Here is a 17923-nt window from a genome sequence, read left to right as displayed (position 1 = left end):
CAACCACTATTATCGAGTGTTGTACCATTACTGGCGACAGTAAGGGTAAAGCGTACACAGAGAATTATATAGACTACAGGGAAGACCGTAATCCTCGAAACATATTTAGTCCCGTCAACAGTATCCTTTCAATAGGGGATAAAAAGCAGACGACTTCATATGTGCCTTTATACATAAGGAAGACGCAGACAGATTCTATAGAAGCCTAGGGAAAATACTATTGTGACTGGTATAATAAAAGGGAGGAATTATGGCAAACAAAAACGGAGAAAATTTTCCAGCTTAATACAATAATACCTCATCTTCTGATAAAATTAAAGATATGTTTTATCAGAGGAGGAAGGTAGCTTGAAGGGATGGAATATGTTTGCTGAAATTAAGCAGTACAAATTAAAGGGATTCAATAAATCTCAAGTAAGTAGATTTCTTAAGATTAACTACAAGACAGTAGATAAATACTGGAATATGTCTTATGAAGAATATGCAGAACTAAAGGAGGAGGCTAAGAATAGAAGAAAGAAAGTTGATAAACATAGGGAATTAATATTATCTTGGATAAAGGAATTTAGAGATATATCTACTGCTCAAATATATGATTGGCTCAAAGAAAGGTATAGTGAAGTGGATTTTAGCGATAGAACATTAAGACTTTATGTAAAGGATTTAAGGGAAAAATATGAACTGCCTAAAGTTCCTTGTGCAAGGCAGTACGAGGAGATTCCAGAGCTTCCAATGGGATATCAAGCACAAGTAGATTTAGGTCAAACTTGGTTATCCAAGCGTGATGGCTCAAAAATTAAAGCATATTGTTTTGCAATGGTACTTTCTCATTCGAGATATAAGTTTCTATGGTGGAAAGATAAACCTTTTAATACACTATCATTCATAGAGGCTCATAATAAAGCTTTCGAATACTTTGGAGGCATGCCAAAAGAAATAGTATATGACCAAGATAGGATTTTGGCAGTATCAGAAAACCATGGAGATATTATCTTCACTGAAATGTTTCAAAACTACATAAGTAGCATGAAATTTAAGACTAGGCTATGCAGAGCTTTTGACCCAGAAAGCAAAGGAAAAATAGAAGCAGTAGTCAAATATGCAAAATATAACTTTGCAAAGCATAGAGCCTTTATAGATATTGATTTACTAAATGAAGACTCATTTAAATGGTTAGATAGAACTGGTAATGCTAAAGTACATGAAATAACAAGAAAGGTACCTAAAGAAGTGTTTACTCTGGAAAAGGAACACTTACAGAAAGTACCTAGCCTGTTTGAAAATATTCAACTTAATAATAGTTTAACCTATACCGTTAGAAAAAACAATACCATATCATACAAACAAAATAGATACCAGGTTCCAAAAGGCACATACAGACCAGGTAAAGAAGTTAAACTAATAATAAATGATAATAAGATGAATATAGTCGATTTAGATACTGAATTAGTTATTGCAACTCACAGTATCAGTAATCAAAAGGGCAAGCTAATTCAAATATATCATCCAGAAAGAGAAAAAAAGAAAACCAGAGACGAAATGTATGATAAAGCCCTAAAGGCTCTTGGAATGACAGATGAAGCAAAAGAGCTATTAGATAACATACGAAAAGAAAAAGAGAGATATTGTAGAGATCAGTTTGGATTAATAATATCAGTAGTAAAGGATTATGACGAAAAGCTAGTAGGACAAGCAGTAGAATACTGTGTAAAACGAAAGCTATTTAGTGCAGGAATGTTTAAAGATACACTAGAATATTTGAGTATAAAAAAAGAAACAGGTTCAGAAAAGAAATATGATAAAGCAAATCTATCCATCTCTTCAAAGTACCAAGATGTAAAACCAGAGATCAGAAACATTGATGAATATATAAATGCTTTGAAGGGAGATAAAAAGACATGGATAAACTAGAGCAAATTAAAGAACATGCAAAAGAACTTAGCCTGAATTACTTAAGAATTAACGCAGATAAAATTATTGAGGAAGCTGATTTAAACGATTACTCATATCAAGATATATTAATAAAAATACTTGAAAATGAAATAGAAATAAGAAATAAAAAAGCACAAGAAAGAAGATTAAAGAATGCAGGATTTCCGGTAATAAAGAAAATAGAAGACTTTGACTTAGATTTTCAAAAATCTATAACAAAGAAACAGATAAATAGGCTATTAGAAATGGAGTGGATAGATAGAATGTATAATCTTATCTTCCTAGGCCCTCCAGGTGTAGGAAAGACGCATCTATCAATTTCATTAGGATATAAAGCAGTAGAATTAGGGTATAAGGTTAGCTTTGTAACAATGGATAACCTGATGCACGTACTAAAAACACACGAAATATCAAGAAAGAGCAAAGGAAAAATGAATAGAATACTATCTTCAAGCCTTGTAATAATAGACGAACTAGGTTACCTTCCAATAACAAGAGAAGAAGCAAATCTATTTTTTCAGTTAGTATCGGCACTTCATGAACAGGCTTCAATTATTATCACATCTAATAAAGGCTTAGAAGATTGGACAGAGCTATTAGGAGATCCTGCTTTAACAACAGCAGTATTAGACAGAATTACATACAGATGTGAGCTTTTTAGCATGTCTGGCAAGAGCTATAGACTAGAACACAGAAAGTCATTATTCTAATGTTCAAACTGGGAAAAATTCAGTAAAATTATTTGCCGAAATTTCTCCAAAAACACTTGCCAGTAACAACTATTAAAGTTTAATCTGGAACTAGCAGAAGAAAAGACAAAGATAATAAGTTTCTCAAGATTTAGAAAATATGAAAATACAAGCTTCAAGTTTCTAGAATTTGAATTTCGCCGGAAAGTATCAAGTAAAGGTAGAGACATAATAGCAAGAAGGACGAGCAGAAAGAAGTTAAAAAAATTGCTAAAAGCGTTTATACAGTGCTGCAAAGAGAATAGGCACAACAGGATAAAACGCATTGTAGAAGAACTAAATGTAAAGCTACAGGGATATTTTAGCTACTAGGAAACAGCAAGGTTTATATGACTTTTCTGGGATCTGTGCGAGGTGTGCTGGGCAACTAGAAGAATGTCACCGTGACTGTGAAATTATGAAGGAAGCGAATACAGTGGAGGTGTCTTATGAAGACTGTATTAGACAAACTAAAGAATGAGTTAAATAGTTTTTGGCTGTGGGCTAATCAAACTTCACATGAATATGCAAAGAATGTGTGGAAGCTAGAACAAGAAGAATGGGAATATCCAAATTGGGATAGATTGATTGAATTGACAATAGAGGCTATCAAGGCTGTACGCAACGGTGGAAAAAGCAAAGAGTTAATTGATTGTATTTTAGAGGTGATGGCTTTGGATAATGAGGATGAACAAATATTGGATGAGTGTCAGGATAATCTTACTTATGATGCTTTATCATATTTAGTGCATATAGCTACCCTTCATATACAAAGCGAAGCAAGATGGCAAATAGCTAAGTTGCTAGGCAGGTACAAAGATCAAGCTACTACTGGATTTCTAAATAGTTTTATTGACGATGAGAGCAAATATGTTCAGAGAAAGGCACTTTTATCTTTAGTTAAAGTAAGCCCAAGTGAAGTGAAAAGATATGTTTAATAAAGCTTAATGATGAAGATGATTATTTAAGACTTGTATCATTAAGAATATTACGAGAGATAAAGTCAGATTTTTTGGAACAAGCTGTTAATATACTCAAAAAAGATAAACTTAAGTTTATACATAAGGAAATTGAAGAGATAAAAAGTGAGTTAATGAAAATGAAGTGCAAAAACTTCACATAGCCATTTAATGCTTGCCCAAAATTTTCAAGAAAATCAGAACATAAGTTTGGCAAACAATCTTATAATAAAATGAGTTTTAAAAATACTACTAAATAAGTAGCTTAATCCAAGAGAATTACTATGTATTTATATTCATTACTTAATATAATAAGTTGATGAAATTCTATTCACAAAATAGTTTGCATAAAATGTAGATAAGATATTAATGGCAATGAACTATCATTAATAGATATATTAGGAACAGAGCCAGATGAAGTAATAGACGAGGTAGATTTAAAAATACAAGTAAAAAAACTATACTGTAAGATGAACAAAGTGTTAAAGGATAGAGAGAAAATCATAATTCAACTTAGGTATGGTCTAGTAAATGGTGGATGTAAAACTCAAAGGGAAATAGCCAAGATGTTAGGCATATCAAGGTCTTATGTATCAAGGATTGAAAAGAGAGCTATAAAGAAATTGAATAAAGCATTGATGTAAACAGGTGATATACACCTGTTTTTTTATATAATATGTGATAAGCCAGAATATGAAATAATATGAACAATATTGATGCATGTAATAGTTACTAATATTAAAATTAAAAAAACAGAAAAAGAAGGAAAAGGTTGGATTATATAGAAGTAAATAAAAACTTCAAAAGTTAGAAAACTTTATTTTTAAAAATATATTGGTTCACGTCGTCGGAGATTTATAAGTTAGACGACAGAAAACGCTGAAGGAGGTACACTATGGGAAATGATATTTGGTCAACAAAGATACAAGGTATTCTAAATCTTGATTTAAGTAGAGAAATGAGGTTTAGAGACGATAGAAAAGATATTTTTTTAAGCCTACTTGGGCTTACAGAAGGAATGACAATACTTGATATTGGTTGTGGTCCAGGTGCAATTACTAGAAAACTATCACAGTGGTTGGGAGAAAAAACTAAAATAATTGGTGTAGATAGAGACATAGAATTTGTTAAATATGCTAGAGAAAAAGCTAACAGGATGAATTTGCACAATATAAATTATTTTGAAGGGGATGCATTAAAGCTACCTTTAGAAGATAATTCAGTAGATGCCTGTATATCACACACTGTAATAGAACATGTACCAAACAAAGAATTTTTATTGGAACAGAAAAGGGTGTGTAAGCCAAAGGGAAGGGTTTCTGTAATGTATGCAAGACCAGATAAATACATAATAACTGAACCTAGTTTATTACCTAAACAAAGTAAACGTGAAGAAGAACTTTTAGATGAGCTATTTAAAGAAAGTAATGGAATTATAAAAGAATATAACGTTGGGAAGTATTGGCCTGATCCTGTAGAACTTCCTAAATTATTTGAGGAGCTTGGCTTTTATAGCATCCAAGTTGATGCAATTGCTATTCCTATAGTTATTGATGATTCAAGAAACAGCTTTGATGAAAAAGTGGAAATAGTTGAATCAGAAAAGGAACAGTTATTAGAAAGTATTAATATGGCGACTTGTCTAAAAAAGAATAGATTATCAGATAATGAACTAATTGAGTTAAAGAATTTAATAAATGAAAGGACTAATCAAAGATTAAAGTTCATAAAAGAGGGGAAGAACATTTGGGATTACAGTATTTTATTATTACAGATAGTATCTGGAATGGTTGTCTAGGGAGAAATCTGTCGTCTCTAACAATGTATTTACGTAAGGGCGCACTAGAGAACAATCCTAGGGCAATGTGCACCACATCCCTTCGCTGGGAGCAAAGCTCCACTTTTGGGTCTATCTCTAAGGTCCAGCTTAGGGACTTTGCAAATACGGGAACATTATGTACAATAGTCGCATAAGGTATTCCTATTTGTTCATTTACTATTTAATGATCATAGAACAAATAATAGATTGGGAGTGTTAAATATGAAGAAGTTAGAAAAATTAAGATATGGAGACAGTATAGGTATATTCTCACCATCATGTCCGGTTAGTAATTTTAATACATATGTTAGAGCGAAAAAATATCTAGAAAATAAGGGATACAAAATAGTTGAGGGAAATCTTACTAGAAAATCAGATTACTATCGTTCAGGTTCAATAAAAGAAAGAGTAGAGGAGTTAAATGGTCTAATTCGAAACCCTAATATTAAATGCATTATGGCAACAATTGGAGGGATGAATTCCAATTCACTTTTACCTTATATAGATTATGAATCTTTTATTCAAAATCCAAAGATAGTAATTGGGTACTCAGATGTTACAGCAATATTATTGGGAATATATGCACAAACAGGGATTACTACTTTTTATGGACCACCAGTAGCTGAGGAATTTTGGGAATATCCCTTATTAGCAGATGAAATATATGGGAACTTCGAAGATTTATTAGTAAAAGATCGTACAATACCATATGAAATATCAAATAAAGAATGGAAGACGATAACTAAAGGTATAGTTAGAGGTAGATTAATAGGTGGTAACGTGGATACTATACTAGGTTTTTGGAGTAGTAAGTATATGCCTAACATAACAGAAGGAGATATACTTTTCATTGAGGATGAAGGAAATGCTTCTACCTTAGAAAGAAACTTTTCTTTCTTAAAAGTTAATGGAATCTTTGATAAGATATCAGGAATTATATTGTCAAAACATGAATTGTATGATGATAAAAAAACTGGTAGAAAGCCTTATGAATTATTATTAGAAGTACTTAATAATGAGGAACTACCAATTATTGCAGATTTTCATAGTTGTCATAATCGACCAATGGTAATGCCAATAGGATGTTATATTGAAATGGATAGTACTAACAAGAAAATAACTTTATTAGAAGATTATTTTGGTTAATAAAGAAGTAATGTTAGATTGTGAGCGGCTACAGTACATAACAATATGTTCCCTCAACATAGTACTTGCGCAAGAGTATACTAGGGCGCAATCTTATGGCTTTGTGAACTACAACATCACTCCACCGGGAACAAAAATCCACCAAGGGGGCCTATCTTTCAGGCCTGGTTCAGGGACGTCGCAAATATGAGTGCATTATAAGACATGGCGATATTGGGGTCATATTTTGGGGTATTTCTGATGAAAAATAGGATATTGCGTAAAAGTAGAAAATACGAATTAAAGGAGACCAACTATGAATTATCCAGTACATATTGTTGCTGCTGGTGGACTAATAGAAAATGATGAAGGGAAAATACTCGCAGTTAAAAGTCCAGATAGAGGATGGGAGATTCCAGGAGGGCAAATTGAAGCAGGCGAATCTATTACCGATGGATTGAAAAGAGAGATAAAAGAAGAAACTGGGATAGATATAGAGATTGGTAAATTAGTAGCAGTTCATTCAAATATAGGCAACAGAACCCAACCTCATGGAAATAGTCCTATTGCTACAATTGTAAGTTTTGGATTTACTGGTAAAGCAATCTCAGGTAAATTGACTACAAGTGACGAAAGTCTTGAAGTAAAATGGTTTGACAGAGAGCAAATATTAGGTGTAATTAATGAAGAGTTCACGAGGGACAAGGTTAGGTATATGCTAAATTATAATGGTAGAGTTGCATATCTTGTATTTTCACGCGATCCATATATTTTTTACGACGTGCAGTATCTTTAATAACCTTAATCCAGGTCTGGCTAAGTGTCTCGGTTCGGAAATTTGAAACGTTATCTGAAAGAGTAATATAATTTCAGAGAATAACTTTGTGGTTAAATTTAACATATTATTAAATTGTTAAAAGTAGGTATTAAGTTAGCAAAGATTATTTACATAATAGGAGGTAACTATGTTCCAATTTATAGAATTTCCCGATTTAAATGATAATGAAATTAAGCTAACGGTGAAAAGCTATGATGAACCTGATTTAGATAAAAAATATGCATACAGATATATATTTTCAATTGTGCTTATCGAAACCAATGAAGATATTGGCGTGGTTTGTTTTGCGGTGGATACCTCACCAATGCAATACATAAGGGGACATATCAGTTACGGTGTTTCTCCTGCACATGCCGGTAATAATTATGCGATGAAAGCATGTTTGCTGGTTAAGCATGTTGCTTTGGCTCATGGCTTTAGTCGTTTATTTATAGGCTCTAATTACGATAATATTGCGTCAAGAAGAACAATAGAAAAATTGGGGGCAATCCCTATTACAAAAGATGATGTTCCTGAAAATGAAATTTTAAAAAATCTACAAGCAGAAAAAATTGATATGTTTGTTTGGAACATTGCAGAATGAAACTTCGAAAATGAGTATAACTCAAAGTATAAGGATATATTTATTATTTAAGAAAAGCAATGATTAAATAACGAAAAGATTGATAAAAATAAGTGTTTCAGAAAGTCATGGAGGGTTATATTACTCCTACAGATAGCAATATGTTCACGCGAGGGTCTTAGGAGGAATGGCAGGTGGAAAAGTCAGACCATATCCCTTTACCGAGTATGATCACCGCCAGGACGGTCTAGTTTTGATGTACGACTCAGGACGTCGTAAACACGGAAACGTTATAGATATGGCGATATCGGGGTTGTTCTTTGGGGGCATTATTTAAAAAATGTGAAGTAATTGTAGAAAGTAATTGATTAAGATGTGGTATCTCCTGTTGTTGATAGTAGAGACATAAGGAAAGATAATTGGTATCTTGATAGCGTAAAAATTCATAGAGTAATGAGCGAGGTGGTAAAAATAGGAAAGTGTTTTGGAAAACATATTGAAAATTACCTATTGTAGCTTCTTAAGTAACAAAGAAGATGAGTGAGCTAACTATATATAACAATGCGTTCACGCAAGGGTGCATAGAGGGAACTCTGATAGGGAAAGTCAATACCACATTTCACCATATTGTTTTACAGACAAGCTATGATGTCCGATGATAAAACATCGTAAACACAAAATCGTTATAGGAAATAGTGATATCGAGGCTATTCTTTGGAGATTGTTCTGAAAGGCATGATATAAATATTGCATTACACATAAATGAAAAGTATTGGAGTGATATTAATGGCTATTTACAAGTTTTATCAGATCTACATAAGTATAAAGGAGGTATTAGGGGAGGACATGGCTATAAAGCTATTCCCTGAATATTCCACACTACCAAATAAAATGCCTTCTCATGAACAAGCACGGCTGGGAAAAGTAATAATAGATAGAATGGACAAGTTACTTGATAAAGATACTATTGTTAGAGTAAGACAGAAACATACATGCAATCCATCTAAACAGCAGATTGTTGAAATTAATAGGTTAAAAGAGAAATGCAATAATCTTGATGATTTCTGTGCTGAATATTCAAAATTTCTTGCTCCAGGATATGTAAAAAAAGATGAAGGATCCTTAATGTCTCATTTGGATTGGGTAAATGCGTATGTGGAATGTTTCGCAAATTAGAAGAGTATGAGCCTATATCGAAAACATGGTGTGAATGTTGTAACGGTCATGTTATAAAAACATTTAGTACGATCTGTGATAGAGTTGTTTCATCTGAAATTCAAGAAACTGTAGCTAGTGGTGGAAAAGACTGCATTTTTAAAATAAATATCTGATTAAGTTTTTTATTTATTGTATATTTAAAAAAAGAAATATACATTTAACATTGCATTTACGCAAGGGTGTACCTAGACACAATCTTAAAGCAATGCGCACCACATCCCTTCGTTGGGAGTGAAGTTCCACTTTGGGGTCTATCTTTGGAGCTCAGCTAAGGGATTCCGCAAATACGAAACGCTACATGCCATTTCTAAATTTGTTTTTAGTGTAAGTCAAATAAAATTATTATGGGGAAAGCTTAAGATCAAAGGAGGTAGAAACAGAATGGATTTCTGTAGGGCAAGAGAAAGTGAGTTTAAGCACATAAAGTATGAGAAGAGCATAATTCATAATACCACTTTAATTGCATGTGAAGATGATAATGTTATCGGAGTACTAGAATATGATGTAAATAGTGTAGAAGAAGCTGAGGTTACGAACTTTAATATTTTCGAACCACATAAGAGTCAATTAGCATTTAAAGGATTAATCGAAGAATTACTTTATTGGAACCCATACTTAAAAAGAATTATTTATAATGAAGACAGAAATGTTATAACAAGGGATGTTTTAAAGTATGCTGGATTTAGAAAAGGTTCTGTATGGTTATTGGATGTAGATAATAATATTGAAGTTTTTAGAGTTAATATAGAAGAAATAACCCCTGAACAATTAACTGTTAGTAAAGCAAAAATAGATAAAGTAAGTAAATGGATTGAGGAACCAGAAGATATAGTTATTACTTGTGTAGAAATAGGAGATAAGGTGGTTTGTATAGATGGATATTCTAGATTAGTTGCAGCCTATATTAAGGGTTTCAAATATGTTTATGCTTATTTAGAAAATGAAAATGATAGCATAGAATTTTATAAAACCTGCATGAAATGGTGCGAAAAGCAAAACATTTTTACAATAGAAGATTTAGCTAATAGAATAGTAACTCCAGAAGAACATGAGAGGCTATGGATTAATAAATGTCAAACATACTTAAAGGGGAATGTGAACAGCTAAACATTAGGTGTGATGAAACAGCATATAACAGAGGATTAGCAGATATCGCTACTTATCAATCAATTAAATTACCTAAAGTTGTAACAATACAATATATTGCTGGTTCATTCCTTACGCCATCAACCTAAGATAGGAGATATCTAAGGGTTGATGGACTTCAGCAATACAGAGACGTTATGTAGCATCTGGTTTAAACTACGGATAAAGAAATTTTTTATTTTGTTTAGCTAAAAGTATTTTCCATAGGAAGGAGAATATATGCATCCAATTTTATTAGAATTAAGTGAGCAATTAAAGCTTACAGATAATATATTTGAAGATAGTATTAATCTACTTAATAAGTACAATAAGATTATTGTTGCTAAGCATTCAAAATGTGTAGCAACTGAAGCAGAACGACTTGCATATATATTTGGAGAAAACCATAAAGATGCAAGAATAGCTGGCATTTTACATGATATTAGTGCTATTATCCCAAATGATAAGAAGATAGAAGTAGCTGAATTTCTAAATATAGATATTTTATCCGAAGAGAAAGCTTTTCCACCAATCATTCATCAAAAATTGTCTAAAGAAATTGCAAAAACTATATTTGGAATAACAGATGAAAGAATTTTAAGTGCCATTTGTTGTCACACAACGTTAAAGAGTAATCCCACTCGATTCGAAATGATTTTATTTATTGCAGATAAACTGGAATGGGATCAAGAAGGAACACCACCATACCTTATAAATGTGCAAGAAGGCTTAAAACAATCACTAGAAAATGGAGTATTTGCTTTTATAAAATATTTGTATGAAAATCAATCTAATCTAGAAGTTGTACATCCTTGGTTAGCTGATGCGTATAACTATTTAAGCGTGTTACTAGGATCAGAACTAAACATTACATAAACCAGCTAAAGGCTGCCAACGATTTTTAAAAAAGTAGAATATAAGTTTACCAAACAATCTTATAATAAAATAGGTTAAAAAATTGCTACTAAATAAGTAGCTTAATCTAAGGGATTTACTATAAGATTAATACCATATGCATAGCCATCTGCAAAAGCAATGAGTAAAGCGAGAGAAACAATTATGGGAACTCTATGCGAAATTAAAGGAGGGAGTAGCTAGTAGAAAAATGGATGAAAGAATTATTGGAATTCATACATTATCAAGAAGATATTTTATAGAAATTATTAGAAGTTCAAGAAATGCATTAGTGGAACTATTCAAAAAGCTTAATAAAGAATGTATTAATCAAAAAAATGAAGAAGTAATGAACTTATTGAAAGATTTCAATAAGAAAAATCCTTATTGCCTGATAAAGAAGGACATATCTCAAGCTATTTTAAACAAGATAGAAGCTATATCACCTGAAAAATTTTATTCGTTACAGGAAATCAAGAAAAGAATAATATCGGTATGTGAAAAAGCTGAGATTGACGATAGAACTCATTATTGTGATGTTTCTAAAGAATTGAAAAGAGAAATTTGTAATAATGAGAAGCAAAAATTTATTAGCCATATTGATAGTATTGACGAAGATTACTTAGTAAATATAGAACCTTTATTCTATAGAAGAGTATTATCTAAAGAAAAGATAAATGAGATTAAGGAAGATATAAATAAAACTTGGTATAAATCAAAACTAAATGAAAAAGATACTATGTGTTTTGAAAAATCGTATTTTAATGAGAAAATAAAAACTGACTATTTATTAGCTATTTTAAAACGAAAAAAAGTAGAAAAAATTTATATGGTAAATACCGGTGGTATAAATTCAGCGTCCTACATAATGGATATATCGGCTCTGGATTTATATTATACAGATGGTTTTGACATATATTGGTGTTCAGATAAAGTGGACTGGATGATAGTAGAAAGTCATGAGGGTTTTTATTCTATCTATGGGGATTGGCTAAAAGCAGAAATAGGTAAATTAATATGATTTAGTGAAGGTAAAGTAACTAATTGTGTGTCAGATTTCGCATAACCAGCTAATGGGGCCGTAAAGGTATTTTTGAAAAAAGCATGGGAAAATGTCAATGAAGCAGAAATATAAATGACTGATGAATTTGTATGATTTTAATCAAAGATTACTAGGGCCTAAGCCTTTATGGCTTGCTATCGTCTTAACCCCTAATACATATAACACAAGATTCACAGCTCCGCTATCGCTCCATTTTAAATTCATCTAACTATGTCAAGCTTGGCTAAAAACCATGGACATCAGGAATCCATAAACATTATACGGAAAGGAGACGTTGAGATCGTCGAATCCAGTGGCAGATTCCAAAAGTTAAATTCCTTAATTACTGAAAATCGGTAATATATCACAAATCAAGACTATGTTTACAAAAGGGGGACAAGTTTATGATTAATAAAAAAGATATGATGGATTATGTATATCAACAGCTTGCCATTGACTATAATTGCTCGCCAGATGATTTTTAAAAAGATGGCCTGATTTTCACAGAAGCAAGAGAGAACGAAGGCAGACAACATTTTCCATTTGTAATGCCGCGCCTTGAAATGATTTCCTTGGGACATAGCACAATAATAAATGTATCTTCCGACATTTTACCTTATATTCGTCAAGAATTTGAAGGTAAAACACGGGAGGAAGTGTTCAATTCGCCACTTATCTATGGAGTTAATCCATATTTTTTACCTGACATAGATAAGATTGCTTCAATAACCCGTTTGCTTGATGATTATGATTATGAACATAATTTTTAGATTATAAAGGAAAGAAATCCTATGGAATTTATATTTGGGGTTCAGCACAGATATGTTGCAAATACTGGGGATTTAGCTGAAATCCTATTAAAGTGTGTGTTAGCTAAAGTGATAAGTTGTAAAATGTAAGGAGGAGTTTAGAAATGAAATATAAAGCAATATTTTTTGATAGAGATGGAACACTTACATATGGAAATAAAGAAAAATTGAGATGGTATAATCAGATCGTAGAAGAATGGTCTAGAAAGGAATTTAAGTTAGATTATGATAGAATGATGCAATTGTTTGACTTGGCAAGATATCCAAAGAGTGGATTAAAAAGCCTAGATGAAGAAAAGAAATTTTGGAAGAGATACTATGAAGAATTATTGAAAGCTGAAGGTGTATCTGACTTAGTAGAAGAGCGAGCTGAGTTACTATTCTCTGAACTCTGGTGCAATAACGATAAGAATTTATTTGATGAGGTAATAGAAGTAATGGAATACTTCAAAGACAAAGGCTATAAAATTGGCATAATAAGTGATACATCGCCATCTCTTCAACTTTCATTAGAGAATTTAGGATTAGGGAAATATATAGATAGCTACACCTGTAGTGATTTAGTGGGGGTTGGAAAGCCAGAACCACTTATTTATAATTCGGCATTAAAATCACTTAATGTAGAAGCCATTGAAAGTATTTATGTAGATGACTATGACATTGAGGCTGATGGAGCAAGAAAACTTGGATTTACTTCATTTCATTTAGACAGATCTGGGCATAAGAAGAATAACTGGACGATTCAATCCCTAAAAGAGATTATAGACTATGTAGAATTGATGAATGGATAACTTAACAAGAGGTGATATTAGGTTTGATCAAGCATATCAAGGTCATATGTGTTTAAGGTTGGTCTTCTGTCAAGAAAACGGACAATAAAAACTTAATATATTCTTGAGTCAATTAACCAACATGCTTATCCTCAAAGTCATAAGGTGAAGACATATCACAATGACTGTGAATTCTCTTAGTATTGTAGAATGTTTCGATATATTCAAAAATGAGTTCATGAGCATGACTAATATGCCTTATGACAAATCTGTTGAGCCATTCTCTCTTTATTAGAGCATGAAAAGACTCAATGACAGCATTGTCCCAAGGGGTTCCCTTTTGTGAATAACTTCGTATAAATTCTCCTGCTGGTGTAGCCTCAATGTATGCTTTGGATACATATTGTACACCTCTGTCGCTATGAATGATTATCGGAGCATCTATCTTCCTAGATGATTTTGCCTTATTGATGGCTTTTAACACTCCTTCTGTTGAAAGAGTATCTGAAAGATGCCAACCTATTACTTTTCGTGAGAATAGATCCATCACAGTTGTTAAGTAAACGAATCCACTTACTGTCCATACATAGGTAATATCTGTTACCCATACCGTATTTGGTGAATTAGGTGAAAAGTTTCTATCTAGAATATTTCTAAGTTTATTATCAAAATCTGGATCAATTGTTGTCCTTCTATATGGGCTTATCCAAATTGCTTTTATGCCTAACTCACGCATATAATTCCCAACTGTTTTCTCTGCAATGACATGACCTCTGCTTTGCAGTATGGATGTTATTTTAGGGGCACCATATATTTGTTTAGATTCATTGTAAATCTCTGTAATTTCTTGCTTAACCTGTTGTTTTCTAATCTTCTGATTTGAATCTTCTCTTTTTAGATAATCATAGTATCCAGAAGATGAAACGCCTAGTATTTTAAGCACACTGTTAACTGAAATTCGGCGTTCTTTAGATAAATTTTTTACTTCTTTAAATATTTCTTCAGTTAATCTTAGTTCAGTATGCTTATGGCCTTTTTTAGTATTTCGAGTGCATCCTCTTTATCTCTAAGTTCTTTTTTTAGTTTTGCAATTTCTTTTTCTGCATCTGATGAATAATTACCAGAACCTCTATGATTTACTACTCCATCATTCTTTTTGGCGTTTTGAATCCAATTATTAAGACCTGTAGCACTAACCTTTAAATCTTCTGCTACTGCTTTGATTGATTTGCCAGATGAATAATAATAATTAACTGCATCTTGTTTAAATTCTTTACTGTAATGTTTTTTAGTTCCCATAAATGATCTCTCCTTGTCTGTTATATTTATTATACCAGATTCAAGGACATATCATGTTTATGTTCTCCGTTTTTTATTCTATCACCAGGTTGAGAAGAGAGCTATAAAGAGACTAAATAAAACATTGATTTAAATGTTTGAAAAGCTATTTATGATGTATTTTTAGTAAAATGCGTAGCAGCTAGATGAAGAATGAACATAAAATAAGTATAATCTAATATCGAAAGGAGGAGAAAGTCAATGAGTAGATTATTGAGAGCCATGATATTGAATGCATTAATTATACTAATACTAATTGGTTGTTCGACAAGTAATTCTAATGGACCAGATCCAGAGGCTATCTTAGTAGATAAAGGTTCTTTTAATGATGTGATTTTGGATATGTACCCTGATAAGAACTTTCTAGAATTAGAATTAGAAAGTAGAAAGAATGAATCTATAGAAGTAAGATATAGTAGTGGTAATACTGATATTACCAAAGAATTCCTAAACTATTTTAAAAATCTTAACATCGAGAGAATAGATGATTATGATATACCTGAAGAAATTCCATCAAGAGAGATATATGAGATAGATTTTATTGAAAAAGATACCTATTCAAAAATAAAAATTCATATTCTAAGTAAAGAATATTTAAGAATTATGAGCTATATTTATATTAAAAAAATTGATAAAGAAAAAAATATAGTATCATATGATGAAATAACCGATATGAGTTATTTTAAGGTCATTGATAGTATATTAGATTTAGATTATATTGAAAGAGTATTTTACTCACTAAGTAAAGAAAATTAAAATATCATTTATCTTATGCCAAGAATTATAGGTGTGAAAGGAAACATCACTATAGGCTTAGTATAGGGACTAGAATTAGAAGGGAAAGCAGCATTACTATTGGATCTAGAAACATCAATAGGCAAAATTGGTTTCATAGTCTAGATATTGTTAGAAAGGATAACCGTTGAATGTTGGCAAGATATATCTTAAAATATGAGTAATAAAGGAGGAAAAGATTGGATTATAAGGTATTATTGCTTTTAATTTTAATTTATATGAGGGCACAGAAGGGACTTATGATATACAGATGATTGGTTCTAATGAGTTTGATGAAGACGATGAGGATTGGGATTGCACAGATTATTTTACGACAGGAGAAGATATTTGCTTTATTAAAAGAACTAAAGATATCGAAGATTGAGAAAAGAGCTTGGATTATACTGCAAAATTAATTAAAAAATATCTCGATGAAGGAAGAAAAGCTAATATACTTAAAAGCGTACCTGTAATAGGAATTGGGTTTGTAGATGGGGACATTGATATTATCTATAGAGCTAACAGACAATAAGATATTATATAAAATAAAGAATAATTATATTTATTGAGGAGTGAGAGAAATTAGTAGACAAAGGCTTAATGATCACATAGCTATACCAATAATATTTTCTGTACTTTATACAATTTATTTTTATATTAAGGAAATTACATAAGCCATCATGTAAGCGTATTAAAAAAATAAATTAATAATTATAGGGGCAGGTGATAAAAACACCTGTTTTTGTTTTGTACTGCTATAAGCTGAAAGTTTGAAATAGGACAACTAGCATTAGCAGATAAATCTTTACATAAATTTAAAATGTGAAAAGCAAAGAAGGAAAAGACTGGATTATATAGAATGTAGTATAAATAATTATATAAAACAAAAAAAGAATGAACTAAGATATATACAAGTTTGGAGTTGTCATTTTGAAAAATATGGGGGTAACAAATTTGTATAAGAAACGTAAGCTTTTTTGTGAGATATCTCCTTTAACTTATAAAATTTCAGTGATAAAGTGCCAATTCATGCGCTATATGAAAGATTTATTTATAAGAAATTTAGCAACAAGTAAAAGTAATGATTTGTTGCCTTTTCTAATCTATAGACAAAGTTCATTGATCAGAAGAAAATTAGGTGATGTAGATCCCTTGCTTCAGGATAATAAAGCCATTAACTTAAGTTTAGCTGCACCAAAAATATCTAGAGTTATAATCAGACCTGGAGAAATTTTATCGTTTTGGAAGCTTGTTGGACCGTGTACTATTAAAAAAGGTTATAAAGATGGACTCGTAATAAGCAATGGTAGGACAACTAAAGGAATTGGAGGCGGAATGTGTCAGTTTACCAATTTAATTCATTGGATGATATTGCATACACCAATGCAAATCATAGAACATCATCACCATGATGGAATGGATTTATTTCCTGATAACGGAAGGCAAATTCCATTTGGTACAGGTACTTCAATTGTATACAATTATATTGATTATAGGTTTAAAAATACAACAAATATTACTTTTCAATTGATAACATATACATCTAAAGAATATTTAAACGGAGAAATTAGAGCTGACAAGCCTCTTGAATGCAAATATCATATAAGGGTAGAAGATGAGTTTTTTTCTAAAGAATATGGTCAGGTCTATAGAAATGGAAAGGTTTTTAGACACTGCGTAGATTTAAAAACAGGTAAATTGATATCAAGAGAATTAATAAAGATAAATCATGCTAAAGTAATGTATGATGTTAGCGAGCTTAATATAGTTGATTTACATAAATAGGAATTATCTTATTCTAGAGGAATGAAGAAATGAGTATTGTAAGAATAAATGTGATTTGATTAAAATCAATAAAATAGGGCACTAAAAGTTTTTTGAAATACACATTGAAGTTATAAGGGGGGAAGGTTGAAAAAGAAAACTAGGGATTGGCACTTCACTTAAGGGCATAGCAAACAAGCCATCTTGCGGTGGCTTCAAAAAATTG

Annotated in this window: 17 protein-coding genes and 1 pseudogene; 16 read left to right on the top strand and 2 right to left on the bottom strand. The window is 31.5% G+C overall.

Annotated elements, in window-relative coordinates; translation table 11 throughout:
- Positions 1-348 precede the first annotated feature (348 nt).
- The 13 genes and pseudogenes from istA to QO263_RS12935 all read left to right on the top strand — a co-directional run bounded on the left by istA (position 349) and on the right by QO263_RS12935 (position 13842).
- Positions 349-1911, top strand: coding sequence for an IS21 family transposase (istA, locus tag QO263_RS12995; RefSeq protein WP_285622221.1), 1563 nt, complete (start codon positions 349-351; stop codon positions 1909-1911).
- Positions 1899-2642: an IS21-like element helper ATPase IstB gene (gene istB, locus QO263_RS12990; RefSeq protein ID WP_285622216.1), complete on the top strand. Its 744-nt coding sequence runs from the start codon at positions 1899-1901 to the stop codon at positions 2640-2642. Before istA ends, istB begins: the two co-directional genes overlap by 13 nt.
- 467 nt (positions 2643-3109) lie before the next feature.
- Positions 3110-3598: a HEAT repeat domain-containing protein gene (locus QO263_RS12985; RefSeq protein ID WP_285622214.1), complete on the top strand. Its 489-nt coding sequence runs from the start codon at positions 3110-3112 to the stop codon at positions 3596-3598.
- A 383-nt stretch (positions 3599-3981) separates the two neighbouring features.
- A pseudogene (locus tag QO263_RS12980) lies at positions 3982-4263 on the top strand (sigma-70 family RNA polymerase sigma factor); the annotation flags it as partial.
- 251 nt (positions 4264-4514) lie between these two features.
- Positions 4515-5417, top strand: coding sequence for a class I SAM-dependent methyltransferase (locus tag QO263_RS12975; protein WP_285622212.1), 903 nt, complete (start codon positions 4515-4517; stop codon positions 5415-5417).
- Positions 5418-5660: 243 nt separating this feature from the next.
- Positions 5661-6584: a S66 family peptidase gene (locus tag QO263_RS12970; RefSeq protein WP_285622210.1), complete on the top strand. Its 924-nt coding sequence runs from the start codon at positions 5661-5663 to the stop codon at positions 6582-6584.
- 295 nt (positions 6585-6879) lie between these two features.
- Complete coding sequence (locus tag QO263_RS12965) at positions 6880-7359, top strand: NUDIX hydrolase (protein WP_285622208.1); 480 nt, start codon at positions 6880-6882, stop codon at positions 7357-7359.
- Between the two features lie 169 nt (positions 7360-7528).
- Positions 7529-7984 carry a GNAT family N-acetyltransferase gene (locus tag QO263_RS12960; protein WP_285622206.1) on the top strand — a complete coding sequence of 152 codons (456 nt, stop codon included), beginning with the start codon at positions 7529-7531 and terminating at the stop codon, positions 7982-7984.
- 765 nt (positions 7985-8749) lie between these two features.
- On the top strand, positions 8750-9139 hold the full coding sequence (locus QO263_RS12955) for a hypothetical protein (protein WP_285622203.1): 390 nt from the start codon (positions 8750-8752) through the stop codon (positions 9137-9139).
- 423 nt (positions 9140-9562) lie between these two features.
- Positions 9563-10288 carry a hypothetical protein gene (locus tag QO263_RS12950; RefSeq protein WP_285622201.1) on the top strand — a complete coding sequence of 242 codons (726 nt, stop codon included), beginning with the start codon at positions 9563-9565 and terminating at the stop codon, positions 10286-10288.
- 258 nt (positions 10289-10546) lie between these two features.
- On the top strand, positions 10547-11182 hold the full coding sequence (gene yqeK / locus QO263_RS12945; protein ID WP_285622198.1) for a bis(5'-nucleosyl)-tetraphosphatase (symmetrical) YqeK: 636 nt from the start codon (positions 10547-10549) through the stop codon (positions 11180-11182).
- Between the two features lie 229 nt (positions 11183-11411).
- Positions 11412-12221 (top strand): hypothetical protein, encoded by an 810-nt coding sequence (locus QO263_RS12940; RefSeq protein ID WP_285622196.1) that lies wholly within the window; start codon positions 11412-11414, stop codon positions 12219-12221.
- Between the two features lie 934 nt (positions 12222-13155).
- On the top strand, positions 13156-13842 hold the full coding sequence (locus tag QO263_RS12935; protein WP_285622193.1) for an HAD family hydrolase: 687 nt from the start codon (positions 13156-13158) through the stop codon (positions 13840-13842).
- A gap of 112 nt (positions 13843-13954) precedes the next feature.
- Here QO263_RS12935 and QO263_RS12930 read toward each other — a convergent pair whose 3' ends face one another.
- Positions 13955-14818 (bottom strand): IS3 family transposase, encoded by an 864-nt coding sequence (locus QO263_RS12930; protein ID WP_285629308.1) that lies wholly within the window; start codon positions 14816-14818, stop codon positions 13955-13957.
- Between the two features lie 14 nt (positions 14819-14832).
- Positions 14833-15120: a transposase gene (locus tag QO263_RS12925; protein ID WP_285622192.1), complete on the bottom strand. Its 288-nt coding sequence runs from the start codon at positions 15118-15120 to the stop codon at positions 14833-14835.
- 240 nt (positions 15121-15360) lie between these two features.
- Between QO263_RS12925 and QO263_RS12920 the strand changes: the two genes are divergently transcribed.
- The 3 genes from QO263_RS12920 to QO263_RS12910 all read left to right on the top strand — a co-directional run bounded on the left by QO263_RS12920 (position 15361) and on the right by QO263_RS12910 (position 17718).
- A complete protein-coding gene (locus QO263_RS12920) occupies positions 15361-15915 on the top strand; it encodes a hypothetical protein (RefSeq protein ID WP_285622191.1) in 555 nt (184 codons plus the stop codon).
- Positions 15916-16327: 412 nt separating this feature from the next.
- Positions 16328-16465, top strand: a complete 138-nt coding sequence (locus tag QO263_RS12915; protein WP_285622189.1) for a hypothetical protein — start codon at positions 16328-16330, stop codon at positions 16463-16465.
- A 422-nt stretch (positions 16466-16887) separates the two neighbouring features.
- Positions 16888-17718 carry a VanW family protein gene (locus QO263_RS12910; RefSeq protein ID WP_285622187.1) on the top strand — a complete coding sequence of 277 codons (831 nt, stop codon included), beginning with the start codon at positions 16888-16890 and terminating at the stop codon, positions 17716-17718.
- Positions 17719-17923 lie beyond the last annotated feature (205 nt).

The sequence above is a fragment of the Proteiniborus sp. MB09-C3 genome, from assembly GCF_030263895.1.
GTDB lineage: Bacteria > Bacillota > Clostridia > Tissierellales > Proteiniboraceae > Proteiniborus.
The sequence above is the reverse complement of the archived record's forward strand: the minus strand, read 5'-3'. Positions and strand labels throughout refer to the sequence as shown.